Source organism: Nocardioides jiangsuensis (assembly GCF_019679455.1).
Classification (GTDB): Bacteria; Actinomycetota; Actinomycetes; order Propionibacteriales; family Nocardioidaceae; genus Nocardioides_C; species Nocardioides_C jiangsuensis.
Window position 1 is genome coordinate 865,136 of the sequence record NZ_JAIEZQ010000002.1, and the last position, 19,221, is coordinate 884,356.

16 protein-coding genes are annotated in these 19,221 nt (G+C 74.2%); 11 read left to right on the plus strand and 5 right to left on the minus strand.

Annotation, left to right across the window (positions count from 1 at the left end):
* Nucleotides 1-123 precede the first annotated feature (123 nt).
* Both K1X13_RS12705 and K1X13_RS12710 read left to right on the plus strand, forming a co-directional pair.
* On the plus strand, nucleotides 124-891 hold the full coding sequence (locus K1X13_RS12705; RefSeq protein ID WP_443678918.1) for an electron transfer flavoprotein subunit beta/FixA family protein: 768 nt from the start codon (nucleotides 124-126) through the stop codon (nucleotides 889-891).
* 15 nt (nucleotides 892-906) lie between these two features.
* Entirely contained in the window at nucleotides 907-1,863 is a 957-nt protein-coding gene (locus K1X13_RS12710) for an electron transfer flavoprotein subunit alpha/FixB family protein (RefSeq protein ID WP_221025400.1), read from the plus strand.
* Between the two features lie 102 nt (nucleotides 1,864-1,965).
* On the opposite strand, the gene K1X13_RS12715 is transcribed toward K1X13_RS12710, so the two are convergent.
* Complete coding sequence (locus K1X13_RS12715; RefSeq protein WP_221025401.1) at nucleotides 1,966-3,570, minus strand: ABC-F family ATP-binding cassette domain-containing protein; 1,605 nt, start codon at nucleotides 3,568-3,570, stop codon at nucleotides 1,966-1,968.
* A 226-nt stretch (nucleotides 3,571-3,796) separates the two neighbouring features.
* Here K1X13_RS12715 and K1X13_RS12720 point away from each other — a divergent pair, with 226 nt between their 5' ends.
* Genes K1X13_RS12720 through K1X13_RS12735 form a run of 4 tightly spaced genes read left to right on the plus strand, consistent with a single transcriptional unit; the run spans nucleotide 3,797 to nucleotide 8,425 of the window.
* On the plus strand, nucleotides 3,797-5,041 hold the full coding sequence (locus K1X13_RS12720) for an N-acetylglucosamine-6-phosphate deacetylase (RefSeq protein WP_221025402.1): 1,245 nt from the start codon (nucleotides 3,797-3,799) through the stop codon (nucleotides 5,039-5,041).
* Nucleotides 5,042-5,101: 60 nt separating this feature from the next.
* Complete coding sequence (locus K1X13_RS12725; RefSeq protein WP_221025403.1) at nucleotides 5,102-6,331, plus strand: cysteine desulfurase family protein; 1,230 nt, start codon at nucleotides 5,102-5,104, stop codon at nucleotides 6,329-6,331.
* A 4-nt stretch (nucleotides 6,332-6,335) separates the two neighbouring features.
* Nucleotides 6,336-7,433 carry a tRNA 2-thiouridine(34) synthase MnmA gene (gene mnmA / locus K1X13_RS12730; RefSeq protein WP_221025404.1) on the plus strand — a complete coding sequence of 366 codons (1,098 nt, stop codon included), beginning with the start codon at nucleotides 6,336-6,338 and terminating at the stop codon, nucleotides 7,431-7,433.
* Nucleotides 7,430-8,425 (plus strand): uroporphyrinogen decarboxylase/cobalamine-independent methonine synthase family protein, encoded by a 996-nt coding sequence (locus K1X13_RS12735; RefSeq protein ID WP_221025405.1) that lies wholly within the window; start codon nucleotides 7,430-7,432, stop codon nucleotides 8,423-8,425. The genes mnmA and K1X13_RS12735 overlap by 4 nt, the downstream gene beginning before the upstream one ends.
* On the opposite strand, the gene K1X13_RS12740 is transcribed toward K1X13_RS12735, so the two are convergent.
* Entirely contained in the window at nucleotides 8,388-9,602 is a 1,215-nt protein-coding gene (locus K1X13_RS12740) for a trans-sulfuration enzyme family protein (RefSeq protein WP_221025406.1), read from the minus strand. The two genes, K1X13_RS12735 and K1X13_RS12740, sit on opposite strands and share 38 nt — an antisense overlap.
* Nucleotides 9,603-9,708: 106 nt before the next feature.
* On the opposite strand from K1X13_RS12740, the gene K1X13_RS12745 reads away from it, so the two are divergent.
* Nucleotides 9,709-10,194, plus strand: a complete 486-nt coding sequence (locus tag K1X13_RS12745; protein WP_308249540.1) for an Lrp/AsnC family transcriptional regulator — start codon at nucleotides 9,709-9,711, stop codon at nucleotides 10,192-10,194.
* A gap of 4 nt (nucleotides 10,195-10,198) precedes the next feature.
* Here K1X13_RS12745 and K1X13_RS12750 read toward each other — a convergent pair whose 3' ends face one another.
* Nucleotides 10,199-10,864: an alpha/beta hydrolase gene (locus K1X13_RS12750; RefSeq protein WP_221025408.1), complete on the minus strand. Its 666-nt coding sequence runs from the start codon at nucleotides 10,862-10,864 to the stop codon at nucleotides 10,199-10,201.
* Nucleotides 10,865-10,980: 116 nt separating this feature from the next.
* On the opposite strand from K1X13_RS12750, the gene ligA reads away from it, so the two are divergent.
* Nucleotides 10,981-13,134: an NAD-dependent DNA ligase LigA gene (ligA, locus tag K1X13_RS12755; protein ID WP_221025409.1), complete on the plus strand. Its 2,154-nt coding sequence runs from the start codon at nucleotides 10,981-10,983 to the stop codon at nucleotides 13,132-13,134.
* A 125-nt stretch (nucleotides 13,135-13,259) separates the two neighbouring features.
* Here the strand turns inward: ligA and K1X13_RS12760 are convergent, their stop codons facing one another.
* Together K1X13_RS12760 and K1X13_RS19705 are read right to left on the minus strand one after the other, a co-directional pair.
* The gene (locus K1X13_RS12760) at nucleotides 13,260-14,267 is read right to left on the minus strand and encodes a cobalamin B12-binding domain-containing protein (RefSeq protein WP_221025410.1); all 1,008 of its coding nucleotides are present in this window, start codon (nucleotides 14,265-14,267) and stop codon (nucleotides 13,260-13,262) included.
* Nucleotides 14,264-15,598: a PP2C family protein-serine/threonine phosphatase gene (locus K1X13_RS19705; RefSeq protein ID WP_221025411.1), complete on the minus strand. Its 1,335-nt coding sequence runs from the start codon at nucleotides 15,596-15,598 to the stop codon at nucleotides 14,264-14,266. Before K1X13_RS19705 ends, K1X13_RS12760 begins: the two co-directional genes overlap by 4 nt.
* 244 nt (nucleotides 15,599-15,842) lie before the next feature.
* On the opposite strand from K1X13_RS19705, the gene gatC reads away from it, so the two are divergent.
* Genes gatC through gatB form a run of 3 tightly spaced genes read left to right on the plus strand, consistent with a single transcriptional unit; the run spans nucleotide 15,843 to nucleotide 19,164 of the window.
* Nucleotides 15,843-16,142, plus strand: coding sequence for an Asp-tRNA(Asn)/Glu-tRNA(Gln) amidotransferase subunit GatC (gene gatC, locus K1X13_RS12770; protein WP_221025412.1), 300 nt, complete (start codon nucleotides 15,843-15,845; stop codon nucleotides 16,140-16,142).
* The gene (gene gatA / locus K1X13_RS12775) at nucleotides 16,139-17,665 is read left to right on the plus strand and encodes an Asp-tRNA(Asn)/Glu-tRNA(Gln) amidotransferase subunit GatA (RefSeq protein ID WP_221025413.1); all 1,527 of its coding nucleotides are present in this window, start codon (nucleotides 16,139-16,141) and stop codon (nucleotides 17,663-17,665) included. Before gatC ends, gatA begins: the two co-directional genes overlap by 4 nt.
* Nucleotides 17,662-19,164, plus strand: a complete 1,503-nt coding sequence (gene gatB, locus K1X13_RS12780) for an Asp-tRNA(Asn)/Glu-tRNA(Gln) amidotransferase subunit GatB (protein WP_221025414.1) — start codon at nucleotides 17,662-17,664, stop codon at nucleotides 19,162-19,164. The genes gatA and gatB overlap by 4 nt, the downstream gene beginning before the upstream one ends.
* Nucleotides 19,165-19,221: the final 57 nt, after the last annotated feature.

Sequence of the window (19,221 nt, forward strand, 5' to 3'; positions counted from 1 at the left end):
GGAAGCCGGCCAGACCACTGGGTCCGGCCACCGTTGACCGCCCGCGGCTGTGAGAACCAGCCGCGAACCGAGTGCACAGGAGGGGCCCTCAGGGCCGAGACTGCCATGAACATTGTCGTGTGTGTGAAGTACGTTCCCGATGCGACCGCCGACCGGCACTTCGAGGCCGACAACACCGTCGACCGCGTCGGTGTCGACGGTCTGCTGTCGGAGCTCGACGAGTACGCCGTCGAGCAGGCGCTCCAGCTCAAGGAGAAGGGCGACGGCACGGACGAGATCACCGTCCTGACCGTGGGCCCCGAGCAGGCCTCCGACGCGATCCGCAAGGCGCTGCAGATGGGCGCCGACAAGGGCGTCCACGTCGTCGACGACGCGATCGCCGGCTCCGACTCGCTGGCGACCTCGCTGGTGCTGGCCGAGGCGATCAAGAAGATCGACCACGACTTCGTGGTGTGCGGCATGGCGTCGACCGACGGCGCGATGAGCGTCGTACCGGCGATGCTCGCCGAGCGTCTCGGCGTTCCGCAGGTCACCTTCGGGTCGCAGATCGAGATGCAGGGCAAGGAGATCCGGATCCGCCGCGACGGCGACGCCGCGACCGAGGTGATCGGCGCCACCGCGCCGTTCGTGCTCAGCGTGACCGACCAGTCCGGTGAGGCCCGCTACCCCTCCTTCAAGGGCATCATGGCCGCGAAGAAGAAGCCGGTGGAGACCTGGTCCCTCGCCGACCTCGGCGTCGAGGCCGAGAAGGTCGGCCTCTCCGCGTCGTGGACGCAGGTCGAGGACACCGCCGCGCGCCCGCCGCGCTCGCAGGGCGAGATCGTCACCGACGAGGACGGCTCGGGCGCCACCGCGCTCGCCGGGTTCCTCGCGTCGAAGAAGTTCATCTGAGGAAGGCTGCCTGACATGAGCGAGATCCTGGTTCTCGTCGACCACGTCGACGGTGCAGTACGCAAGACCACCAACGAGCTTCTGACGATCGCCCGCCGCCTCGGCGAGCCCTCCGCCGTGTTCATCGGCTCGGACGTGTCCGCCGCCGCCGACCAGCTCAAGGCCTACGGCGCCGAGAAGGTCTACGTCGTGGACGACGCCGAGGTGAAGGGCTACCTGGTGGCCCCCAAGGCCGAGGTGCTCCAGCAGCTGGTGGAGAAGACCTCCCCGGCCGCGGTGCTGATCAGCTCCAACGCCGAGGGCAAGGAGATCGCGGGCCGGCTCGCGGTCAAGACCGACTCCGGCCTGATCACCGACGCCGTCGACGTCCAGCCCGGCGACAGCGGCCCGGTGACCACCCAGTCGGTGTTCGCCGGCAACTACACGGTGCAGGCGAAGGTCACCAAGGGCACGCCGATCATCACGGTGAAGCCGAACGCCGCCACCCCCGAGCAGGTCGAGGGCGCCGCGGAGCAGGAGAAGGTCGACGTGACCATCTCCGACGCGGCGAAGAGCGCGAAGATCGTGGCCTCCGAGCCGCGCAAGGCCACCGGCCGGCCCGAGCTGACCGAGGCCGCGATCGTGGTCTCCGGCGGCCGCGGGACCGGCGGCAACTTCGAGCCGGTCGAGAAGTTCGCGGACTCGCTCGGTGCCGCGGTCGGCGCCTCGCGTGCCGCGGTCGACTCCGGCTGGTACCCGCACTCCTTCCAGGTCGGCCAGACCGGCAAGACGGTGTCGCCGCAGCTGTACGTCGCCGCGGGCATCTCCGGCGCGATCCAGCACCGGGCCGGTATGCAGACCTCCAAGACCATCGTCGCGATCAACAAGGACGAGGAGGCCCCGCTGTTCGAGCTCGTCGACTTCGGCGTGGTCGGCGACCTGCACGCCGTGCTCCCCGCCGCGACCGACGAGGTCAACAAGCGCAAGGGCTGAGTCCCACGCTCGACGCGGAAGGCCCCCGACCGGAGTACCTGGTCGGGGGCCTTCTCTCGTGTCCTGAGCCAGGGACAGGGCGTACGGGACGAGGCGGCCGGCTCACAGCGCGAGCAGGTCACCGTCCCAGCGCCGGCGCAGCCACCGGTCGTGGGTGGCCACGAGCACCGTTCCGCTCGAGCGCTGCAGCGCCTCCTCCAGCTCGTCGGCGAGCGTGAGCGAGATGTGGTTCGTGGGCTCGTCGAGGAGCAGCAGGTCCGGCTGCCGCGCGACCAGGATGGCCAGCGCGAGCCGCCGCCGCTGGCCGACGCTGAGCACGCCCACCGGGCGGGACAGGTCCCGCGGGTGCAGCAGCCCGAGGTCCCCGAGCGGCACGGGCGACCCCGTCGCCGCGTCGTACACCTCGTGCGGCGCCTTGTCCGGCCGGGAGAACACCGCCTCCTGCGGCAGGAAGCCGACCCGGCGGGCGGACACCTGTGCCGTGCCCGCCGTCGGCGCGAGCTGGCCCGCGAGCACCTTGAGCAGCGTCGACTTGCCGGACCCGTTCGCGCCGGTGACCAGCACCCGGCCGCCGGCCCCGACGTCGAGCCGCGGCACCCGGACCCGGCCGTCGACCTCGAGGTCGCGGACGGACACGGTCGTGCTGCCGTTCGGGCGGCCCGAGGCGAGCGTGCCGGTGAAGCTGAGCGGCTTGGGCGGCTTCGGGACCCGGTCCCGCTCGATCACCTCGATCCGTCTCTCGGCGTCCCGGACCCGGCGGCTGACCGTGCGCGCCACCTTCTGGCCCTGTCCGAAGTAGATGGACTTGTCGCCGTCGCGCGGAGGGCGGTTGTGCCCGACCCTGCGCGCGGTGGTCGCGGCCGCGCGCCGGAGGCCGGCGAGCTCGTCCTGCTCCTCGGCGAACGCGGCCTCCCAGCGGCGCCGCGCGTCACACTTGGCCGCCAGGTAGTCGGAGTAGCCGCCGGAGAACCGGTTGCCGCCGTCGCCGTCGACCCCGAAGTGCGACGGGTCGAGGTCGACCACGGTCGCGCACACGTTCTCCAGGAAGGCACGGTCGTGGCTGGCGACCACGACGACCCCCGGCAGCGAGACCAGGAGCTCCTCGAGGAATGCCACCGCCTCGTCGTCGAGATGGTTGGTCGGCTCGTCGAGCAGCACGCACTCCGGCCGGCGGGTGCCGAGCGCCGCCAGGGCCAGGCGGGTCCGCTGGCCTCCGGACATCGCCGCGACCGGGTGGCCCCGGTCGAGCGTGCCCAGCCCGAGCCGCCGGGCGGCGACCACGGCACGCCGGTCCGCGTCCCAGGCCTCGTGCAGCTCCGCCCACGCGAGCACGTCGGCGAACTCCTGCTGCGCCCGCTCGTCCTCGAGCGACCCGGCCAGCTCCTCGAGCCGGGCCACCGCGTCGTGCAGCGGCGCCAGCGCGGCGTCGAGCACGTCGCCGACGGTGGCACCGTCGGCGAAGGCCGGCTCCTGCCCGAGGTACTCCAGGTCCGCGGGGCGGACCACCGAGCCGCCGTCCGCGGGCTCGACGTCGGCGAGCAGCCGCATCAGCGTGGACTTGCCCACGCCGTTCTGGCCGACCAGCCCGAGCGGGCGCCCGGGGTTGGCGACCAGGCCGACCCCGTCGAGCACGACGCGGTCGCCGTAGGTCTTGGTGAGGTCGCGCGCGACCAGGGGAGCAGGCGTCGAGGAGAGGGTGAGTGACATCAGCGGCACCGATCTGGTGGGTGGGTGCACTCGCCGGGCACGTGCGTGGGGGAGTCCCAGGCGGCCGCGGGCGCGAGTGGAGGCCGACGTCAGTTCTTCATGATGGGCAGGAGTCTGGCGTCACCGCCGAGCAGCCCGCAACCGAATTATCCGGCTCGCTCGGGCAGCCTCCCGAGGCCACCGCAACAGAGCCGCCGCGGGGGCACGCCGTCGCTACCCTGGCACCGTGCGCGCACAGCCGGAAGGACCCGCACCCGACCAGGTGGTCCGGGGGCGCCTGGTCACACCCGGACGGGTGTACGCCGACGGGCTGGTCGTCCTCGCCGGGGACAGGGTCGTCGCGGTCGGCCCGGCCGAAGAGGTCGCCGCCGACCTCGCCGCCGCTCACCCCGCCCTGCCGGTCCCGGCCGAGCCGCAGGGAACCGTGCTGCCGGGCCTGGTCGACCTGCACTGCCACGGCGGCGGCGGGTTCGCCTTCACCGCCGGCGACGACGAGCAGGTCGCGGGGGCGGCCCGGCACCACCTCGGGCGGGGGACGACCTCGGTGGTGGCCGGTGTGGTCACCGACGAGCCGGAGCGGATGCTCGCCGCCGTGGCCGCGGCGGCCCGTGCCGCGGACCGGGGCCTCGTCGCCGCCGTACTCGTCGAAGGGCCGTTCCTGGCCAGCGGCCACTGCGGCGCCCAGGACCCGGGACTCCTGCGCCGGCCCGACCCCGGGCTGACCCGCGAGCTCCTCGACGCCGGCCGGGGGCACGTCCGGGTGATGACGCTCGCTCCCGAGCTGCCCGGGGCCGAGGACGTCGTGGACCTGCTGGTGGGGCGCGGGGTGGTCGCGGCGGTCGGGCACACCGCGGCCGACGCCGACCTGGTCCGCCGGACCCTCGCCGCGCAGCCCCGCGGCCTGGTCACCCACCTGTTCAACGGGATGCCGTCGCTGCACCACCGCGACTCCGGACCGGTCGCCGGCGCGCTCTCCGCCGCCGCCCGCGACGAGGCCAGGGTCGAGCTCGTCGCCGACGGGGTGCACCTCGATGACGACACGGTCCGGCTGGTCTTCGACCTGCTCGGGCCGGACCGGATCGCCCTGGTGACCGACGCGATGCCCGCTGCGGGCATGCCCGACGGCAACTACGCCCTGGGCCCGCGCACCGTCCGGGTCGCCGGCGGCGTCGCCCGCGTGCACGACGAGGCCGAGGAGGGCGACGGCGACCGGGACCACGAGGGGGCGTGGGCCCGGCAGGCGCTGGCCGGCGGTACGGCGAACCTGCTCGACGTCGTACGCCGCACCGTCCGCGAGACCGGGACCGGCCTGGCGGACGCGGTGACCGCGGCGTCACGCACCCCCGCCCGCGCGCTCGGCGTGGACGACGAGGTGGGGGAGCTGCGGCCCGGGCTCCGCGCCGACCTGCTCGTCGTCGACGACGCGCTGATGCCGCTGCGGGTGATGCGGGCCGGTGCGTGGCTGGCGTGACACGGCGGCCCGCCCGCGATTGAGGGCCGCATCGGGGTACGTCGTACCCTGGGAGACGCGATGAACGACCCCGACACGCACCAGCGCCCGGTCTACCTGGACCATGCCGCCTCGACGCCGATGTACGCCGAGGCGGTCGCCGCGGTGACCGCGCAGATGACCCGGCTCGGCAACCCGTCGTCCCTGCACGCCTCGGGGCGGTCCGCGCGCCGGGTGGTCGAGGAGTCGCGCGAGACCATCGCGCGCGCCCTCGGGGCCCGCCCCAGCGAGGTCGTGTTCACCTCCGGCGGGACCGAGTCGGACAACCTCGCGCTCAAGGGCCTGTACTGGGCCAGACGCGCCGCCGACCCGCGCCGCACCCGGATCCTGTCCACCGCCGTCGAGCACCACGCCGTGCTCGACCCGCTGCACTGGCTGGGCGAGCAGGGCGCCGACGTGGAGCTGCTCCCGGTCAACCGCTGCGGCCGGCTCGACGTGACCGCGCTCCGGGAGACCGTCGAGCGCGACCCCGGGTCGGTCGCCCTGGTCTCGGTGATGTGGGCCAACAACGAGGTCGGCACGGTCCAGCCGCTCGCCGATGTCGTCGAGATCGCCCACGCGCACGGGATCCCGGTGCACACCGACGCGGTGCAGGCCGTGGGGCAGGTGCCCGTTGACTTCGCCGCCAGCGGCGCGGACGCGCTGACCCTGACCGCGCACAAGGTGGGCGGCCCGTTCGGCGTGGGGGCGCTCGTCGTACGACGGGAGCTCGAGCTCGTGCCGCTGCTGCACGGAGGCGGCCAGGAGCGCGACGTCCGCTCCGGCACCATCGACGCCCCGGCGATCGCCGGCTTCGCCGCCGCCGTCGAGCTGTCGGTCGCCCGGCAGCCCGAGCACGCCGCCCGGGTCGCCGCGCTGCGCGACGACCTGCTCCGCCGGGTCCTCGAGGAGGTCCCGGACGCCGTGGTCAACGGCGACAAGAACTGCACGCTCGCGCACCGGCTGCCCGGCAACGCGCACATCCAGTTCCCCGGCTGCGAGGGCGACTCGCTGCTGATGCTGCTCGACGCGCGCGGCATCGAGTGCTCGACCGGCTCGGCGTGCTCGGCCGGCGTCCCGCAGGCCTCCCACGTGCTGCTCGCCATGGGCGCCGACGACGTGAGCGCCCGCAGCGCGCTGCGCTTCTCGCTCGGGCACACCACCACCCAGGCCGACGTCGACGCCCTGGTCGAGGCGATCGGCCCGGTCGTCGAGCGCGCCCGGGCCGCCGGCATCGCGTCCGGCTTCGGCGTCGCGAAGCTGGCGGTCTGAGCCGATGCGCGTCCTTGCCGCCATGTCCGGCGGCGTCGACTCCGCCGTGGCCGCCGCGCGCGCCGCGGAGATGGGCCACGACGTCACCGGCATCCACCTCGCCCTCTCGCGCAACCCGAAGTCCTACCGGACCGGGTCGCGCGGCTGCTGCACGATCGAGGACGCCGGCGACGCCCGCCGCGCCGCCGACGTGATCGGCATCCCGTTCTACGTCTGGGACATGAGCGACCGCTTCCACGAGGACGTGGTCGAGGACTTCATGGCGGAGTACGCCGAGGGGCGCACCCCCAACCCGTGCCTGCGGTGCAACGAGAAGATCAAGTTCGCCGCCGTCCTCGAGCGGGCCGTGGCGCTCGGCTTCGACGCGGTCGCCACCGGCCACTACGCCCGGCTCGTCACCGGGGACGACGGCCTGATCGAGATGCACCGCGCGGTCGACATGGGCAAGGACCAGTCCTACGTGCTCGGCGTGCTCACCCAGGAGCAGCTCGCGCACTCGCTCTTCCCGCTCGGCGACTCCCGGAAGCCTGAGGTCCGCGAGGAGGCCGACCGGCGCGGCCTGTCCGTGGCGAACAAGCCCGACAGCCACGACATCTGCTTCATCTCCGACGGCGACACCGCCGGCTGGCTGCGCGAGAAGCTCGGCGCCGGCTCCGGGGAGATCGTCGACCACGCCACCGGCGAGGTGCTCGGCAGCCACGAGGGGACCTTCGGGTTCACCATCGGGCAGCGCAAGGGCCTGCGCATCGGCCGCCCCGCGCCGGACGGCCGGCCGCGCTACGTGCTCGACATCGAGCCGGTCTCCGGGACGGTCACGGTCGGGCCGCGGGAGGAGCTGACCGTGGACCACGTCACCGCGTTCAAGCCACGCTGGTGCGGCACCGTCCCGGCCGAGCCGCTGCACGGCACGGTGCAGCTGCGCGCGCACGGCGAGGAGCACCGGGCGGTGGTGACGGTCTCCGGCGACGACGTGACCGTCGAGCTGCTCGAGCCGGCGCGCGGTATCGCGCCCGGCCAGGCCGTGGTGGTCTACGAGGGGACGCGGGTGGTCGGGTCGGCCACCATCACCGCGGCCGTGCGCCGGCAGCGGGCCGACGCATGACGGTCGTGGCCACCGGCATCGGGTCGATGCCCGGCGAGGACGCGACGGCGTACGCCGAGGCCCTGCGCCTCGCGCTCGGGGAGACTCCGGACCTCCCGTTCCTCCCCGAGCTTCCCGGACGGGGTGCCCCGGCCTCGATGACCGGTCGCGCGCTCGCGGTGGTCGCCGAGCTCGGCGCCGACCTCCAGCCCGCCGGCTGGCGGCTCACCGACGCCCCCGGGGTGGACCACCGTCGCGCCCGCTCCCTCCTGGCGCAGGACCTCGACCTGCTCGAGGAGCAGGCGCAGGGGTTCACCGGACGGCTCAAGGCGCAGGTCGCCGGCCCGTGGACACTGGCCGCGACCGTCGAGCGGCCGAAGGGGGACCGTGTCCTCGCCGACCACGGCGCCCGCCGCGAGCTGGCCCAGGCGCTGGCCGAGGGGCTCCGCGACCACGTCGCCGACCTCCGCCGCCGGGTGCCGGGCGCTGACCTGCTCGTCCAGGTCGACGAGCCCGCGCTGCCGGCCGTGCTGGCCGGTGGCGTCCCGACCGCGTCCGGGCTGCACCGGCACCGCACGGTGCACCCGCCGGAGGCCTCGCAGGCACTGGAGTGGGTGTTCGCGGCGGTCCGGGAGGCCGGGGCCCCCCCGGTGGCGCACTGCTGCGCCGCCGACGCGCCGGTCGACCTGCTGCTCGGCGCCGGCGCGCAGGGCGTGTCGGTGGACCTCGACGTGCTCCGGGTCGGCGCGTACGACGCCCTGGCCGGCGCGCTGGAGAAGGGGCACGCCGTGATGCTCGGCGTGGTCCCCGCGACCGACCCGGTGACCCCGCCGAACGACGACGCGGTCACCGAGCGGGTGCTCCGCGTGCTCGACATGCTCGGGCTCGACCCGCAGACGGCCGGGGACCTTGTGGTGACGCCGTCCTGCGGTCTCGCCGGGGCCGGTGCGGCCTGGGCGAGGCGGGCCCTCGCGCTCAGCGAGCGAGTGGCGCGGAACCTGTCGACGGCGTGAGCGCGGCGTCGAGCGCCTGGAGCAGGTCGACGGTGAGGTCGTCGACGTGCTCGAGCCCGACCGACACCCGCACCAGCCCGGCGCCCGGCCGCGCCTCGGGCGCGACCGGCCGGTGGGTCAGCGACGCGGGGTGCTGCACCAGCGTGTCCACCCCGCCGAGCGAGACCGCGTGGGTGGCCAGCTCGCACGACTCCACGAACCGCGCCGCCGCGGTGTACCCGCCGGCCAGCTCCAGGGCGAGGAGCGACCCGCCGCCGGCCAGCTGCCGTCCGAGCACGCCGCGCGGGTCGTGCCCCGGTAGCCCCGGGTAGAGCACTCGGGAGACCGCCGCGTGCGCGCCGAGGCGCTGGGCCAGCTCGGCCGCCGTCGCCTGCTGCGCGCGGACCCGCAGCGGCAGCGTGCGCAGACCGCGGTGGAGCAGGTACGCGGCGAACGGGTGCAGGATCCCGCCGGTCAGCGCGCGCACCTGGCGCAGGGAGGCGGCCCAGTCCTCGTCACAGGCCACCACGCCCCCCACCACGTCGCCGTGGCCGCCCAGGAACTTGGTCGCGCTGTGCAGCACCAGCACCGCCCCGTGCCGGGCGGGCTGCTGCAGGACGGGGGTGGCGAAGGTGTTGTCGACGAGCACCGGGACGCCGGCCGCGGAGGCCACCACGGCCTCGAGGTCGACCAGGTCACAGGACGGGTTCGCCGGCGTCTCCACCACGACGAGCCCGGTGTCGGGGCGTACGGCGGCCGCGACCTCGTCCTGGTCCTCGCACCAGGTCACTGTGGTCCCGAGCAGCCCGGTCGCGAGGACGTGGTCGGAGCCGCCGTACAGCGGGCGGAGCGCGACGACGTGCGGCCGGCCGCGCTGGGTGCTCGCGATCAGGCAGGCGCTCAGCGCGGCCATCCCCGACGCGAACGCCACCGCGTGCGTGGTCCGCTCCAGCTCTGCGAGCGCCGACTCGAACCGGGCCACGCCGGGCTGCCACAGGCGCTGGTAGACCGCCGACTGCCCCGGCTCCAGCGAGCCGCCGAGCGCGAGGTGCTCGTAGGCGTCACCGCCGGACTCGACCGTGGGGAGCGGGTTCGTGGTCGAAAGGTCGATCGGGGGCACGTGCGACCCGGAGGCGGTGAGGCCGTCCATCCCGGCGTGCACGGCGGTGGTCTCGAGGTGGCGGAAGCGGTGGGTCATGGGCTCAGGGCAGCACCTTCTGCGCCCGCTGCCAAGCATCCCGGGCCAGCCTGCGTAGAACGGGTCTATGCTCGCAATATCTGCGAGCGAGAGGCGGGTGAGGGGCGTGCCCTCGAAGAAACCGGTCCTGGACCGCGTGGACCGGGCGCTGCTCCGGGCGCTGGCCACGGACGCCCGGGCGTCGGGGGCCGCGCTGGCCACGGCGCTCGGTGTCGCGGAGTCCACGGTGTCGCTGCGGCTGCGGAACCTGCGGGCGAGCGGCCTGGTCCGCGGCTACCGGGCCGACGTCGACCTGGCCGCGGTCGGGATCTCCCTGCAGGCGCTGATCGCGGTCCGGCTGGGCCAGCACTCCCGCGCGGAGGTGGACAGCTTCCGGGCGGCGGCCCCGACCTGGCCGGGGGTGCTGTCGATGTTCCACACCGCCGGCGCCGACGACTACCTGCTGCACGTGGTGGCCCGGGACGCCGACGAGCTGCGCGACTTCGTGCTGAGCTACCTGGCCACCCACCCTGCCGTCGCGCACTCCGAGACCACGCTGATCTTCGAGCAGGTCGACGGCACCGGCTGGCAGTCGCTGGTCTCCGAGGACTGAGCGGTCAGTCGCGACGCGCGGCGCGGGCGTCGGTGAGGAAGGCCAGCGAGCGGCTCGAGGCGTAGTCGTTCCACCGGGCCACGCGGCGGAACATGTAGTGCCCCGCGCGGCCCATGTCGGTGAACTCCGCCGACGAGGCGACCGTCTCCGCCCGGCGTACGAAGGCCCGCGTCTGGCGGGACGAGGTGATCTTGTCCGAGCGGCCGTGCGCTGCGGCGAGGTGCTTGCCGGCCAGCGGGGCGACCGGCTCGTCGGCGGGCAGCCACGGGGCGAGCGCCACCACGCCCTGGACCAGCGGGTGGTCGGCGACCGCGACCGCGGTCCGCGCTCCCATCGAGTGGCCGAGGAGTACGACGGGCAGCTCGCCGAGCTCGCGCCGGACCTCGTCGAGCGCCCACCGGGCGTCGGGGACCGGCGACGGGGGAGAGGCGACCCCGGCGTTCCAGCCACGCTGCTGGTAGCGCAGCAGCCAGACCCCCACCCCGGCCTCGTGCAGCCGGCCGGCGATCTGGCCCATCATCCAGCGCGAGCGGCGCCAGGAGGCGCTCCGGTCGTCGACGGGGTCCAGGCTGTTCGCGGTGCCGCCGTGCAGCATCAGCACGACGCCGTCCGGCGTCCCGGCGACGTCGTGCCGGGTGACCTGCGGCTGCGTTCCTTCTCCCACGACCATGCTCCGATCCTCTCAAGCGGCGCCAAAGGGCGTTCCCGGGTGCTTCGTCGCCAGGCCCCGCGCGGATGGGAAGGGACGGCTCCGAGGTGTCGGCGGGGCAGGGCAAGATAGGCCCCATGACGGACATCCCTGAGCTGCCCGAGCACCCGGACGGCGCGCCCGCGCCGGTCGCCGAGGCGCCCCCCGAGGCGCGCGAGGAGCACCGGGAGATCTCCGAGCAGGTCGAGGACGCCCGCTGGCGCTACTACGTGAAGGACGCACCGACGATCTCCGACGCGGAGTTCGACGCGCTGATGGCCCGGCTGGAGGAGCTCGAGGCGGAGTTCCCCGACCTGCGCACGCCCGACTCCCCGACGCAGAAGGTCGGCGGCGCGGTCTCCACCGTGTTCACCCCGGTGGACCACCTCGAGCCGATGATGAGCCTGGACAACGCCTTCTCCGCCGAGGAGCTGCAGTCGTGGGCGGCCCGGCTGGTCCGGGAGGGGGCGGACGGCGCGGAGTTCCTCTGCGAGCTCAAGGTCGACGGTCTCGCGGTCAACCTGCTCTACGAGAACGGCCGCCTGGTCCGTGGCGCCACCCGCGGCGACGGGCGCACCGGCGAGGACGTCACCCCCAACGTGCGCACGATCGACAACGTCCCGGACCGGCTCAGCGGCACCGGCGACTACCCGGTCCCCGCCCGGGTCGAGGTGCGCGGTGAGGTCTTCCTGCCCGTCGAGGCGTTCGAGAAGCTCAACGAGACGATGGTCGACACCGGCCGTGGCCCGTTCGCCAACCCGCGCAACGCAGCCGCCGGCTCGCTGCGGCAGAAGGACCCCCGGGTGACCGCGACCCGCCCGCTCGCCCTGGTCTGCCACGGCCTCGGCCTGCGCGAGGGCTTCGAGCCGACCCGTCAGTCCGAGTCGTACGCCGCGCTGTCCGCCTGGGGCCTCCCGGTCAGCGAGCGGGCCAAGGTTCTCCCGGACCTGGCCGCCGTCGACGAGTTCATCGCCTACTACGGCGAGCACCGGCACGACGTGGAGCACGAGATCGACGGGGTCGTGGTCAAGGTCGACCAGGTGTCGCTCCAGCGCCGGCTCGGCTCCACGTCCCGCGCCCCCCGCTGGGCGATCGCCTACAAGTACCCCCCGGAGGAGGTCAACACCAAGCTCCTCGACATCCGGGTCAACGTGGGCCGGACCGGCCGGGTGACGCCGTACGGCGTGATGGCCCCGGTGAAGGTCTCCGGCTCGACGGTGGAGATGGCCACGCTGCACAACGCCTCCGAGGTCAAGCGCAAGGGCGTGCTGATCGGCGACACCGTGGTGCTCCGCAAGGCCGGCGACGTGATCCCCGAGATCGTCGGGCCGGTGGTCGATCTGCGCGACGGCGGCGAGACCGAGTTCGTGATGCCGACGCACTGTCCCGAGTGCGGCACGAAGCTGGCGCCGCAGAAGGAGGGCGACGCCGACATCCGCTGCCCCAACACCCGCTCCTGCCCCGCGCAGCTGCGCGAGCGGCTCTTCCACGTGGCCGGCCGGGGCGCCTTCGACATCGAGGTGCTCGGCTACGAGGCCGCGGTCGCCCTGCTCGACGCCGGCGTCGTCGAGGACGAGGGCGACGTCTTCCGGCTCACCGAGGACGACCTGCTCGAGGTGCCGATGTTCACCCGCGCCCCGAAGAAGGGCGAGGGCGACGCCCCGGTCCTGTCGGCCAACGGGGCGCGGCTGCTCGCGAACCTCGAGGAGGCCCGCACCCGGCCGCTGTGGCGGGTGCTCGTCGGGCTCTCCATCCGGCACGTCGGCCCCACCGCGGCGCGGGCGCTGGCCACCGAGTTCCAGTCTCTCGACCGGCTCCGGGAGGCCACGCTCGAGGAGCTCGCCAACGCCGAGGGGGTCGGCATGACGATCGCCGAGGCGGTCAAGGCGTGGTTCGAGGTCGACTGGCATCGCGCGATCGTCGACAAGTGGCGCGAGGCCGGCGTGACCATGGAGGACGAGGTCGACGAGTCCACTCCGCGCACCCTGGAGGGGATGAGCATCGTCGTGACCGGGTCGCTGACCGGCTACAGCCGCGACCAGGCCAAGGAGGCGATCATCGTCCGCGGCGGCAAGGCGGCGTCCTCGGTGTCGAAGAAGACCGACTTCGTGGTGGTCGGCGACGCACCGGGTTCGAAGTACGACAAGGCGGTCTCGCTGGAGGTGCCGGTCCTCGACGAGGACGGCTTCCGGCTGCTGCTCGCCGAGGGCCCGGACCAGGCCCGCAAGGTCGCCCAGGTCGACGAGGCCTAGGACCGGGGTTCACCGACGCGGGCGGCACCCCGACCCACCATGTGCTGCGCAAGGCTCCGCAGGGCCCGGCATCCCGCTGACCGCGTAGGGGTCCCTGCGAGGCGGTCGCCGGCTGGGTCGCGAGTTCAGGCGCGGGTGAGCAGCCGGGCGGCGACGGGGTGCTCGCGCAGCTCCGCGGCGAGGGCCTGGACCAGCTCGTCGGTGAGCCCGGACGGGGCGGCACGGTGGCTCAGCACGTGGTCGAGCCAGGTGACCGCGTCGTCGAGGACGGTCGCGTCGTCGGCGACCAGCGCCCCGGCGACCGCGCCCACGAGGTGCGGCAGGTGGTCGGTGAGGGCCTTGCGCCACCCCGAGGTCTCCGCGACGGGGTCGTCGGAGGGGTGGGCGGCGAAGACCCGGCGACGGATGTTCGCCGCGATGGCCTCCCGCTCGGCCTGCACGATGACCGCCTCGTCGGCGCCGGGGTGCACCAGCGGGTCCGCGGGCGGTACGGCGCGGGGGAGGCCCTGCACCGCCGGAACCGCGAGCGCTCCGGTGGCGGCGTAGGCGGTGGCGCCGAGCGTCGCGGCCCGGCGGCCGGCGGGGTCGAACGCCGAGCCGCCCACGATCACCGGCGTGCCGGTGGCGCGCACGGCCTCGATCTGGCGGCGGACCCGGGGAAGCGAGGCGCCCAGCGAGCAGGACAGCGCGACCGCGCGGGGGCCGAGCTCGTGCACGTGCCGGACCAGCTGGTCGGCCGAGGAGTTGGCGCCGAGGTAGCTCACCGGGATCCCCGCTGCGCGCAGGTGCGCGGCCACGAGCCCCGCGGGCAGCGCGTGCCACTCCTGCTCGACGCAGGACACCACCACGGGCGCACCGGAGAGGCCGGGCGCCTCGGTGTCCGCGGTGAGCACGGCGAGGACGGACTCGCTGACCGCGGTGGCGGCGTGCTCCTGCGCGACGCTCCACGAGTCGTCGGCCCAGAGCTCGCCGACCCGGTACTGGGCGGGCGCGATCACCTGCGTCATCACGTCGAGCGGGCTCATCCCCTCGCGGCGCAGCCGCTCGACGACGGCCTGGGCCGCGCGCCGGTCGCCCCGGGAGAGCGCGTCGAGGTAGTCGGCCGAGGACCGCTCGCCGACGCCGGCGTTCACGGGGTGGGCGCCGAGTTCTGCACCCCGAGGATCGCGATGTCGTCGTGCGCGCGGTCGCCGAGGTGGTCGGAGAGGGCCATCGCCACGGTCTCGACGACCGCGGTGACGTCGTTGCGGGGCCCGCTCTGGAGGACCTGGTGGAGCCGGTCCTCGCCGAACCGCTCCTCGAACCCGGGCGCCTCGAGGACGCCGTCGGTGAAGAACAGCACGGTGTCCCCGGCGTACAGCGGGACGCTGACGTCGGCGTACTCGGTGTCGTCGAACAGGCCGAGCACGGTGCCGCCGGCGCTGACCCGCTCGAGCTCGCCGGTCGTGCGGAGCACGTAGGGCTCGGGGTGGCCGGCCGCGGCCACGTCGAGCCGGAGGTCGTCGCCGGCGCGGCGGACCCGCGCGCACACGGCGGTGACGAAGGTGCCGTCGCCCTCGGCGACCATCACGTTGTTCACCAGCCGCAGGATGCTCGCCGGGCTGCGGTCGACCAGTGCGGCCGTGCGGACCGCCTGGCGCACGCGGCCGGTCAGCACCGCGGCCTCGACGCCCTTGCCGCAGACGTCGCCGACCACCGCGGTCCAGTCGTCCTCGCCGCCGTGGATGTCGTAGAAGTCGCCGCCGAGCGCCTCGTGCTCGAAGGCGACCCGGTAGTACGCCGCGAGCTGGGCGCCCGGCATCGTCGGAAGGTTCGGCGGGGCGAGGTCGCGGCTGAGCACGCCGGCCACCCGCCGGGAGTCGGCCAGGGTGCGGGTCGCGTCGAGGGTCACCGCCACGCTGCCGGCGAGCTCCTCCAGGAAGCTCACCGCCTCCTGGTCGAAGCCGCTGCCCGCGTGCCGGGCCAGGGTGAGCGCACCGAAGCTGCGTCCTCGGGCCGCGAGGGGGATGACCAGCAGGTCGATCGGACGGATCCCGGCGAGGGACTGCCGCAGCTCGGGGGCGGGGACCGCGGAGGCGAGCGCGCCGTCCACGTCGTCCTCGCTGCCCATCGACACCAGGGAGAGGTCGGTCAGCCCACGGGCCATCACCCGGCCCAGCGTCGACGTGCCGGCGCGCGGGGCAGGCACGGAGGCGCGCTGCACGTCGTGGCCGCGGAGGAGCGCGTGGCAGTTGAGGACACCGCCCTCGAGGACGACCAGCTGCGCCCAGTCGACGGCCTCGGGGACGAGGAGCTCCAGCACCAGGTCCACCGCGCGCTCGGCGTGCATCGAGCCGCCGACGCGGCGGGCGGCCTGGGCCAGGAACATGGCGCGGCGCGAGCTCTGGCGCAGGCGGGCCTCGACGTCCGTGGACTCCACCGGAGCCAGCAGGTCGTCGGCCGTTTCGCGGGCGGTCGAGCTCACCGGACGTTTCCTTCCGATACGGAGCGGGGCATTCCTCACGATACTGGCACACCGGCCCAGAGCGGGATCGCCGTGTCCCTCGTCCGGAGACCGGTCGTCCGCCCACACTACGCCTGAGCGGCCCGCCGGGCACCCGTCCGGCGGGCCGGTCCGGCGCCCGGGACCGGCGTCCGGCGCACGGCTCGCGGCCCCATAGGATGAAGGCTTCCGAGCCATGCATCCGAACCTGGGAGCGAGCAGTCCCATGCCCGACATCACCCGTGAAGAGGTGGCGCACCTCGCCGACCTCGCGCGGATCGACCTCAGCGACGCCGAGCTCGACCACCTCGCACCGCAGCTCGCGGTGATCCTCGACTCCGTGAAGTCGATCAACGAGGTCGCCGCGGACGACGTCCCGCCCACATCGCACGCCCTGCCGCTGACCAACGTCTTCCGCGCGGACGTGGTCCGGCCCGGCCTCACCGCCGAGGAGGCGCTCGCGGGCGCGCCCGAGGTCGAGCAGCAGCGGTTCAGCGTCCCCCGGATCCTGGGGGAGGAGGCATGAGCAGCGACCTCACCCGCCGTACCGCCGCCGAGCTCGCGGACGCCCTGGCCGCCGGCGAGACCACCTCGGTGGAGATCACCTCGGCCTACCTGGACCGGATCGCCGCCGTCGACGGCGATGTGCACGCGTTCCTCCACGTCGACGCCGAGGGTGCCCTGGCCGCCGCGCGCGAGGCCGACGAGCGGCGCGCCGCCGGCTCCGTCCGGTCCGCCCTCGACGGCGTCCCGGTCGCGGTCAAGGACGTGCTGACCATCAAGGGCCTGCCGACCACGTGCGGCTCGAAGATCCTCGAGGGCTGGGTGCCGCCGTACGACGCCACCGTCGTCGCGCGGCTGCGGGAGGCCGGCCTGCCGATCCTCGGCAAGACCAACATGGACGAGTTCGCGATGGGCTCCTCCACCGAGCACTCCGCCTACGGACCCACGCACAACCCGTGGGACCTCGACCGGATCCCCGGCGGCTCCGGCGGCGGGTCCGCCGCGGCGGTCGCCGCGTTCGAGGCGCCGCTGGCCATCGGCACCGACACCGGCGGCTCGATCCGCCAGCCCGGCGCGGTCACCGGCACCGTCGGCGTGAAGCCGACCTTCGGCGGGGTCTCCCGCTTCGGCCTGGTCGCGATGGCCAACTCCCTGGACCAGGCGGGCCCGGTCACCCGCACGGTGCTCGACTCCGCGCTGCTGCACGAGGTGATCGGCGGGTACGACCCGCAGGACTCGACGTCCATCGACCAGCCGCTGCCGGCCCTCGTGGCCGCCGCCCGCCAGGGCGCCTCCGGCGACATGTCCGGCGTCCGGGTCGGGGTCATCAAGGAGCTCGGCGGCGACGGCTACCAGGCCGGCGTCCGCGCCCGCTTCGACGAGGCGGTCCAGCTGCTCGTCGAGGCCGGCGCCGAGGTGGTCGAGGTGTCCTGCCCGAGCTTCGTGCACGCGCTTGCGGCGTACTACCTGATCATGCCGAGCGAGGCGTCCTCGAACCTCGCCAAGTTCGACGCGATGCGCTACGGCCTGCGGGTGCTGCCCGACGGGGTGGAGAACCCGAGCGCCGAGGAGGTCATGCGGGCCACCCGCGACGCCGGCTTCGGGGACGAGGTCAAGCGCCGGATCATCCTCGGCACCTACGCGCTGTCGAGCGGCTACTACGACGCCTACTACGGGCAGGCGCAGAAGGTGCGGACGCTGATCAGCCGCGACTTCGCCGCCGCGTTCGAGCAGGCCGACGTGCTGGTCTCGCCGACCGCGCCGACCACGGCGTTCCGGATCGGGGAGAAGCTCGACGACCCGGTGGCGATGTACCTCAACGACATCGCCACCATCCCGGCCAACCTTGCGGGCGTCCCGGGCATCTCGCTGCCCAGCGGTCTCGCCGACGAGGACGGCCTCCCGGCCGGCTTCCAGATCCTCGCCCCGGCGCTCGCCGACGACCGGCTCTACCGGGTCGGCGCCGCGCTCGAGACGCTGCTGACCACGAGGTGGGGCGGGCCGCTGCTCGCCCAGGCTCCCGAGCTGAAGGAGGTCTCGGCATGAGCACGAGCACCACGACCCGGCTGATGTCGTTCGACGAGGCCCTCGAGAAGTTCGACCCGGTGATGGGCCTCGAGGTCCACGTCGAGCTGAACACCGCCTCCAAGATGTTCTGCGGCTGCCCGACCGAGTTCGGCGCGGAGCCGAACACCCAGGTCTGCCCGGTCTGCCTCGGCCTGCCCGGCGCGATGCCGGTGGTCAACGAGAAGGCCGTCGAGTCCGCGATGCGCATCGGCCTCGCGCTCAACTGCCAGATCGCCGAGTGGTGCCGCTTCGCGCGGAAGAACTACTTCTATCCGGACATGCCGAAGAACTTCCAGACCTCGCAGTACGACGAGCCGATCGCCTTCGACGGCTGGACCGAGGTCGAGGTGGACGGGGAGACCTTCCGCGTCGACATCGAGCGCGCGCACATGGAGGAGGACACCGGTAAGTCGCTGCACGTGGGCACCTCCGGCCGGATCCACGGCGCCGACTACTCGCTGGTCGACTACAACCGCGCCGGCATCCCGCTGATCGAGATCGTCACCAAGCCCATCGTCGGCACCGGGGCGAAGGCCCCGCTGGTGGCCAAGGCGTACGTCGCCCAGCTGCGCGAGCTGCTGCTGGGGCTCGGTGTGTCCGACGTCCGGATGGAGCAGGGCTCGCTGCGCTGCGACGTGAACCTCTCGCTGCGCCCGGTCGGCCAGGAGGCGTTCGGCACCCGCACCGAGACCAAGAACGTCAACTCGCTGCGGTCGGTGGAGCGCTCGGTGCGCTACGAGATCGGCCGCCAGGGGGCGCTGCTCGAGGACGGCGGCACCGTCGTCCAGGAGACCCGGCACTGGCACGAGGACACCGGCGTCACCACGTCGGGCCGTGAGAAGTCCGACGCCGAGGACTACCGCTACTTCCCGGAGCCCGACCTGGTCCCGATCGCCCCGTCCCGGGAGTGGGTCGAGGAGCTGCGCGGGTCGCTGCCCGAGCCGCCGCGCGAGCACCGCGCCCGGCTCCAGGCCGAGTGGGGCTTCAGCGACCTCGAGATGCGCGACACCGTGGGCGCCGGCGCGCTGCTGCTCGTGGAGCAGACCATCGCCGCGGGTGCCTCGCCGGCGGCGGCGCGCAAGTGGTGGCTCTCCGACATGGCCCGCCGCGCCAACGAGCAGGGTGTCGACCTCGCCGACCTGCCGGTCACCCCGGCCGACGTGGCCCGGGTCCAGGCGCTCGTCGACGAGGGCAAGATCAACGACAAGCTGGCCCGTCAGGTCTTCGACGGCGTGCTCGCCGGGGAGGGCACCCCCGACGAGGTCGTCGCCGCCCGCGGCCTGGCCGTGGTCTCCGACGAGGGGGCGCTGTCCGCGGCGGTGGACCGCGCCATCGAGGCGAACCCCGACGTGGCGGACAAGATCCGCGACGGCAAGGTCGCCGCGGCCGGTGCGCTGATCGGCGCGGTGATGAAGGAGATGCGCGGGCAGGCCGACGCCGGCCGCGTGCGCGAGCTGATCATCGAGAAGCTGTCCTGACCCCCGCCGCGCCGCCCGGGTCGACCGGGCGGCGCGGTGCGGGTGACCCGCGGGCGG

Coding starts and splice junctions, on each gene's coding strand:
- ligA (WP_221025409.1), top strand. CDS start 10,981: ATGACGGACATCCCTGAGCTGCCCGAGCACCCGGACGGCGCGCCCGCG.
- mnmA (WP_221025404.1), top strand. CDS start 6,336: ATGCGCGTCCTTGCCGCCATGTCCGGCGGCGTCGACTCCGCCGTGGCC.
- K1X13_RS12740 (WP_221025406.1), bottom strand. CDS start 9,602: ATGACCCACCGCTTCCGCCACCTCGAGACCACCGCCGTGCACGCCGGG.
- gatB (WP_221025414.1), top strand. CDS start 17,662: ATGAGCACGAGCACCACGACCCGGCTGATGTCGTTCGACGAGGCCCTC.
- K1X13_RS12725 (WP_221025403.1), top strand. CDS start 5,102: ATGAACGACCCCGACACGCACCAGCGCCCGGTCTACCTGGACCATGCC.
- K1X13_RS12750 (WP_221025408.1), bottom strand. CDS start 10,864: ATGGTCGTGGGAGAAGGAACGCAGCCGCAGGTCACCCGGCACGACGTC.
- K1X13_RS12735 (WP_221025405.1), top strand. CDS start 7,430: ATGACGGTCGTGGCCACCGGCATCGGGTCGATGCCCGGCGAGGACGCG.
- gatC (WP_221025412.1), top strand. CDS start 15,843: ATGCCCGACATCACCCGTGAAGAGGTGGCGCACCTCGCCGACCTCGCG.
- K1X13_RS12715 (WP_221025401.1), bottom strand. CDS start 3,570: ATGTCACTCACCCTCTCCTCGACGCCTGCTCCCCTGGTCGCGCGCGAC.
- gatA (WP_221025413.1), top strand. CDS start 16,139: ATGAGCAGCGACCTCACCCGCCGTACCGCCGCCGAGCTCGCGGACGCC.
- K1X13_RS12710 (WP_221025400.1), top strand. CDS start 907: ATGAGCGAGATCCTGGTTCTCGTCGACCACGTCGACGGTGCAGTACGC.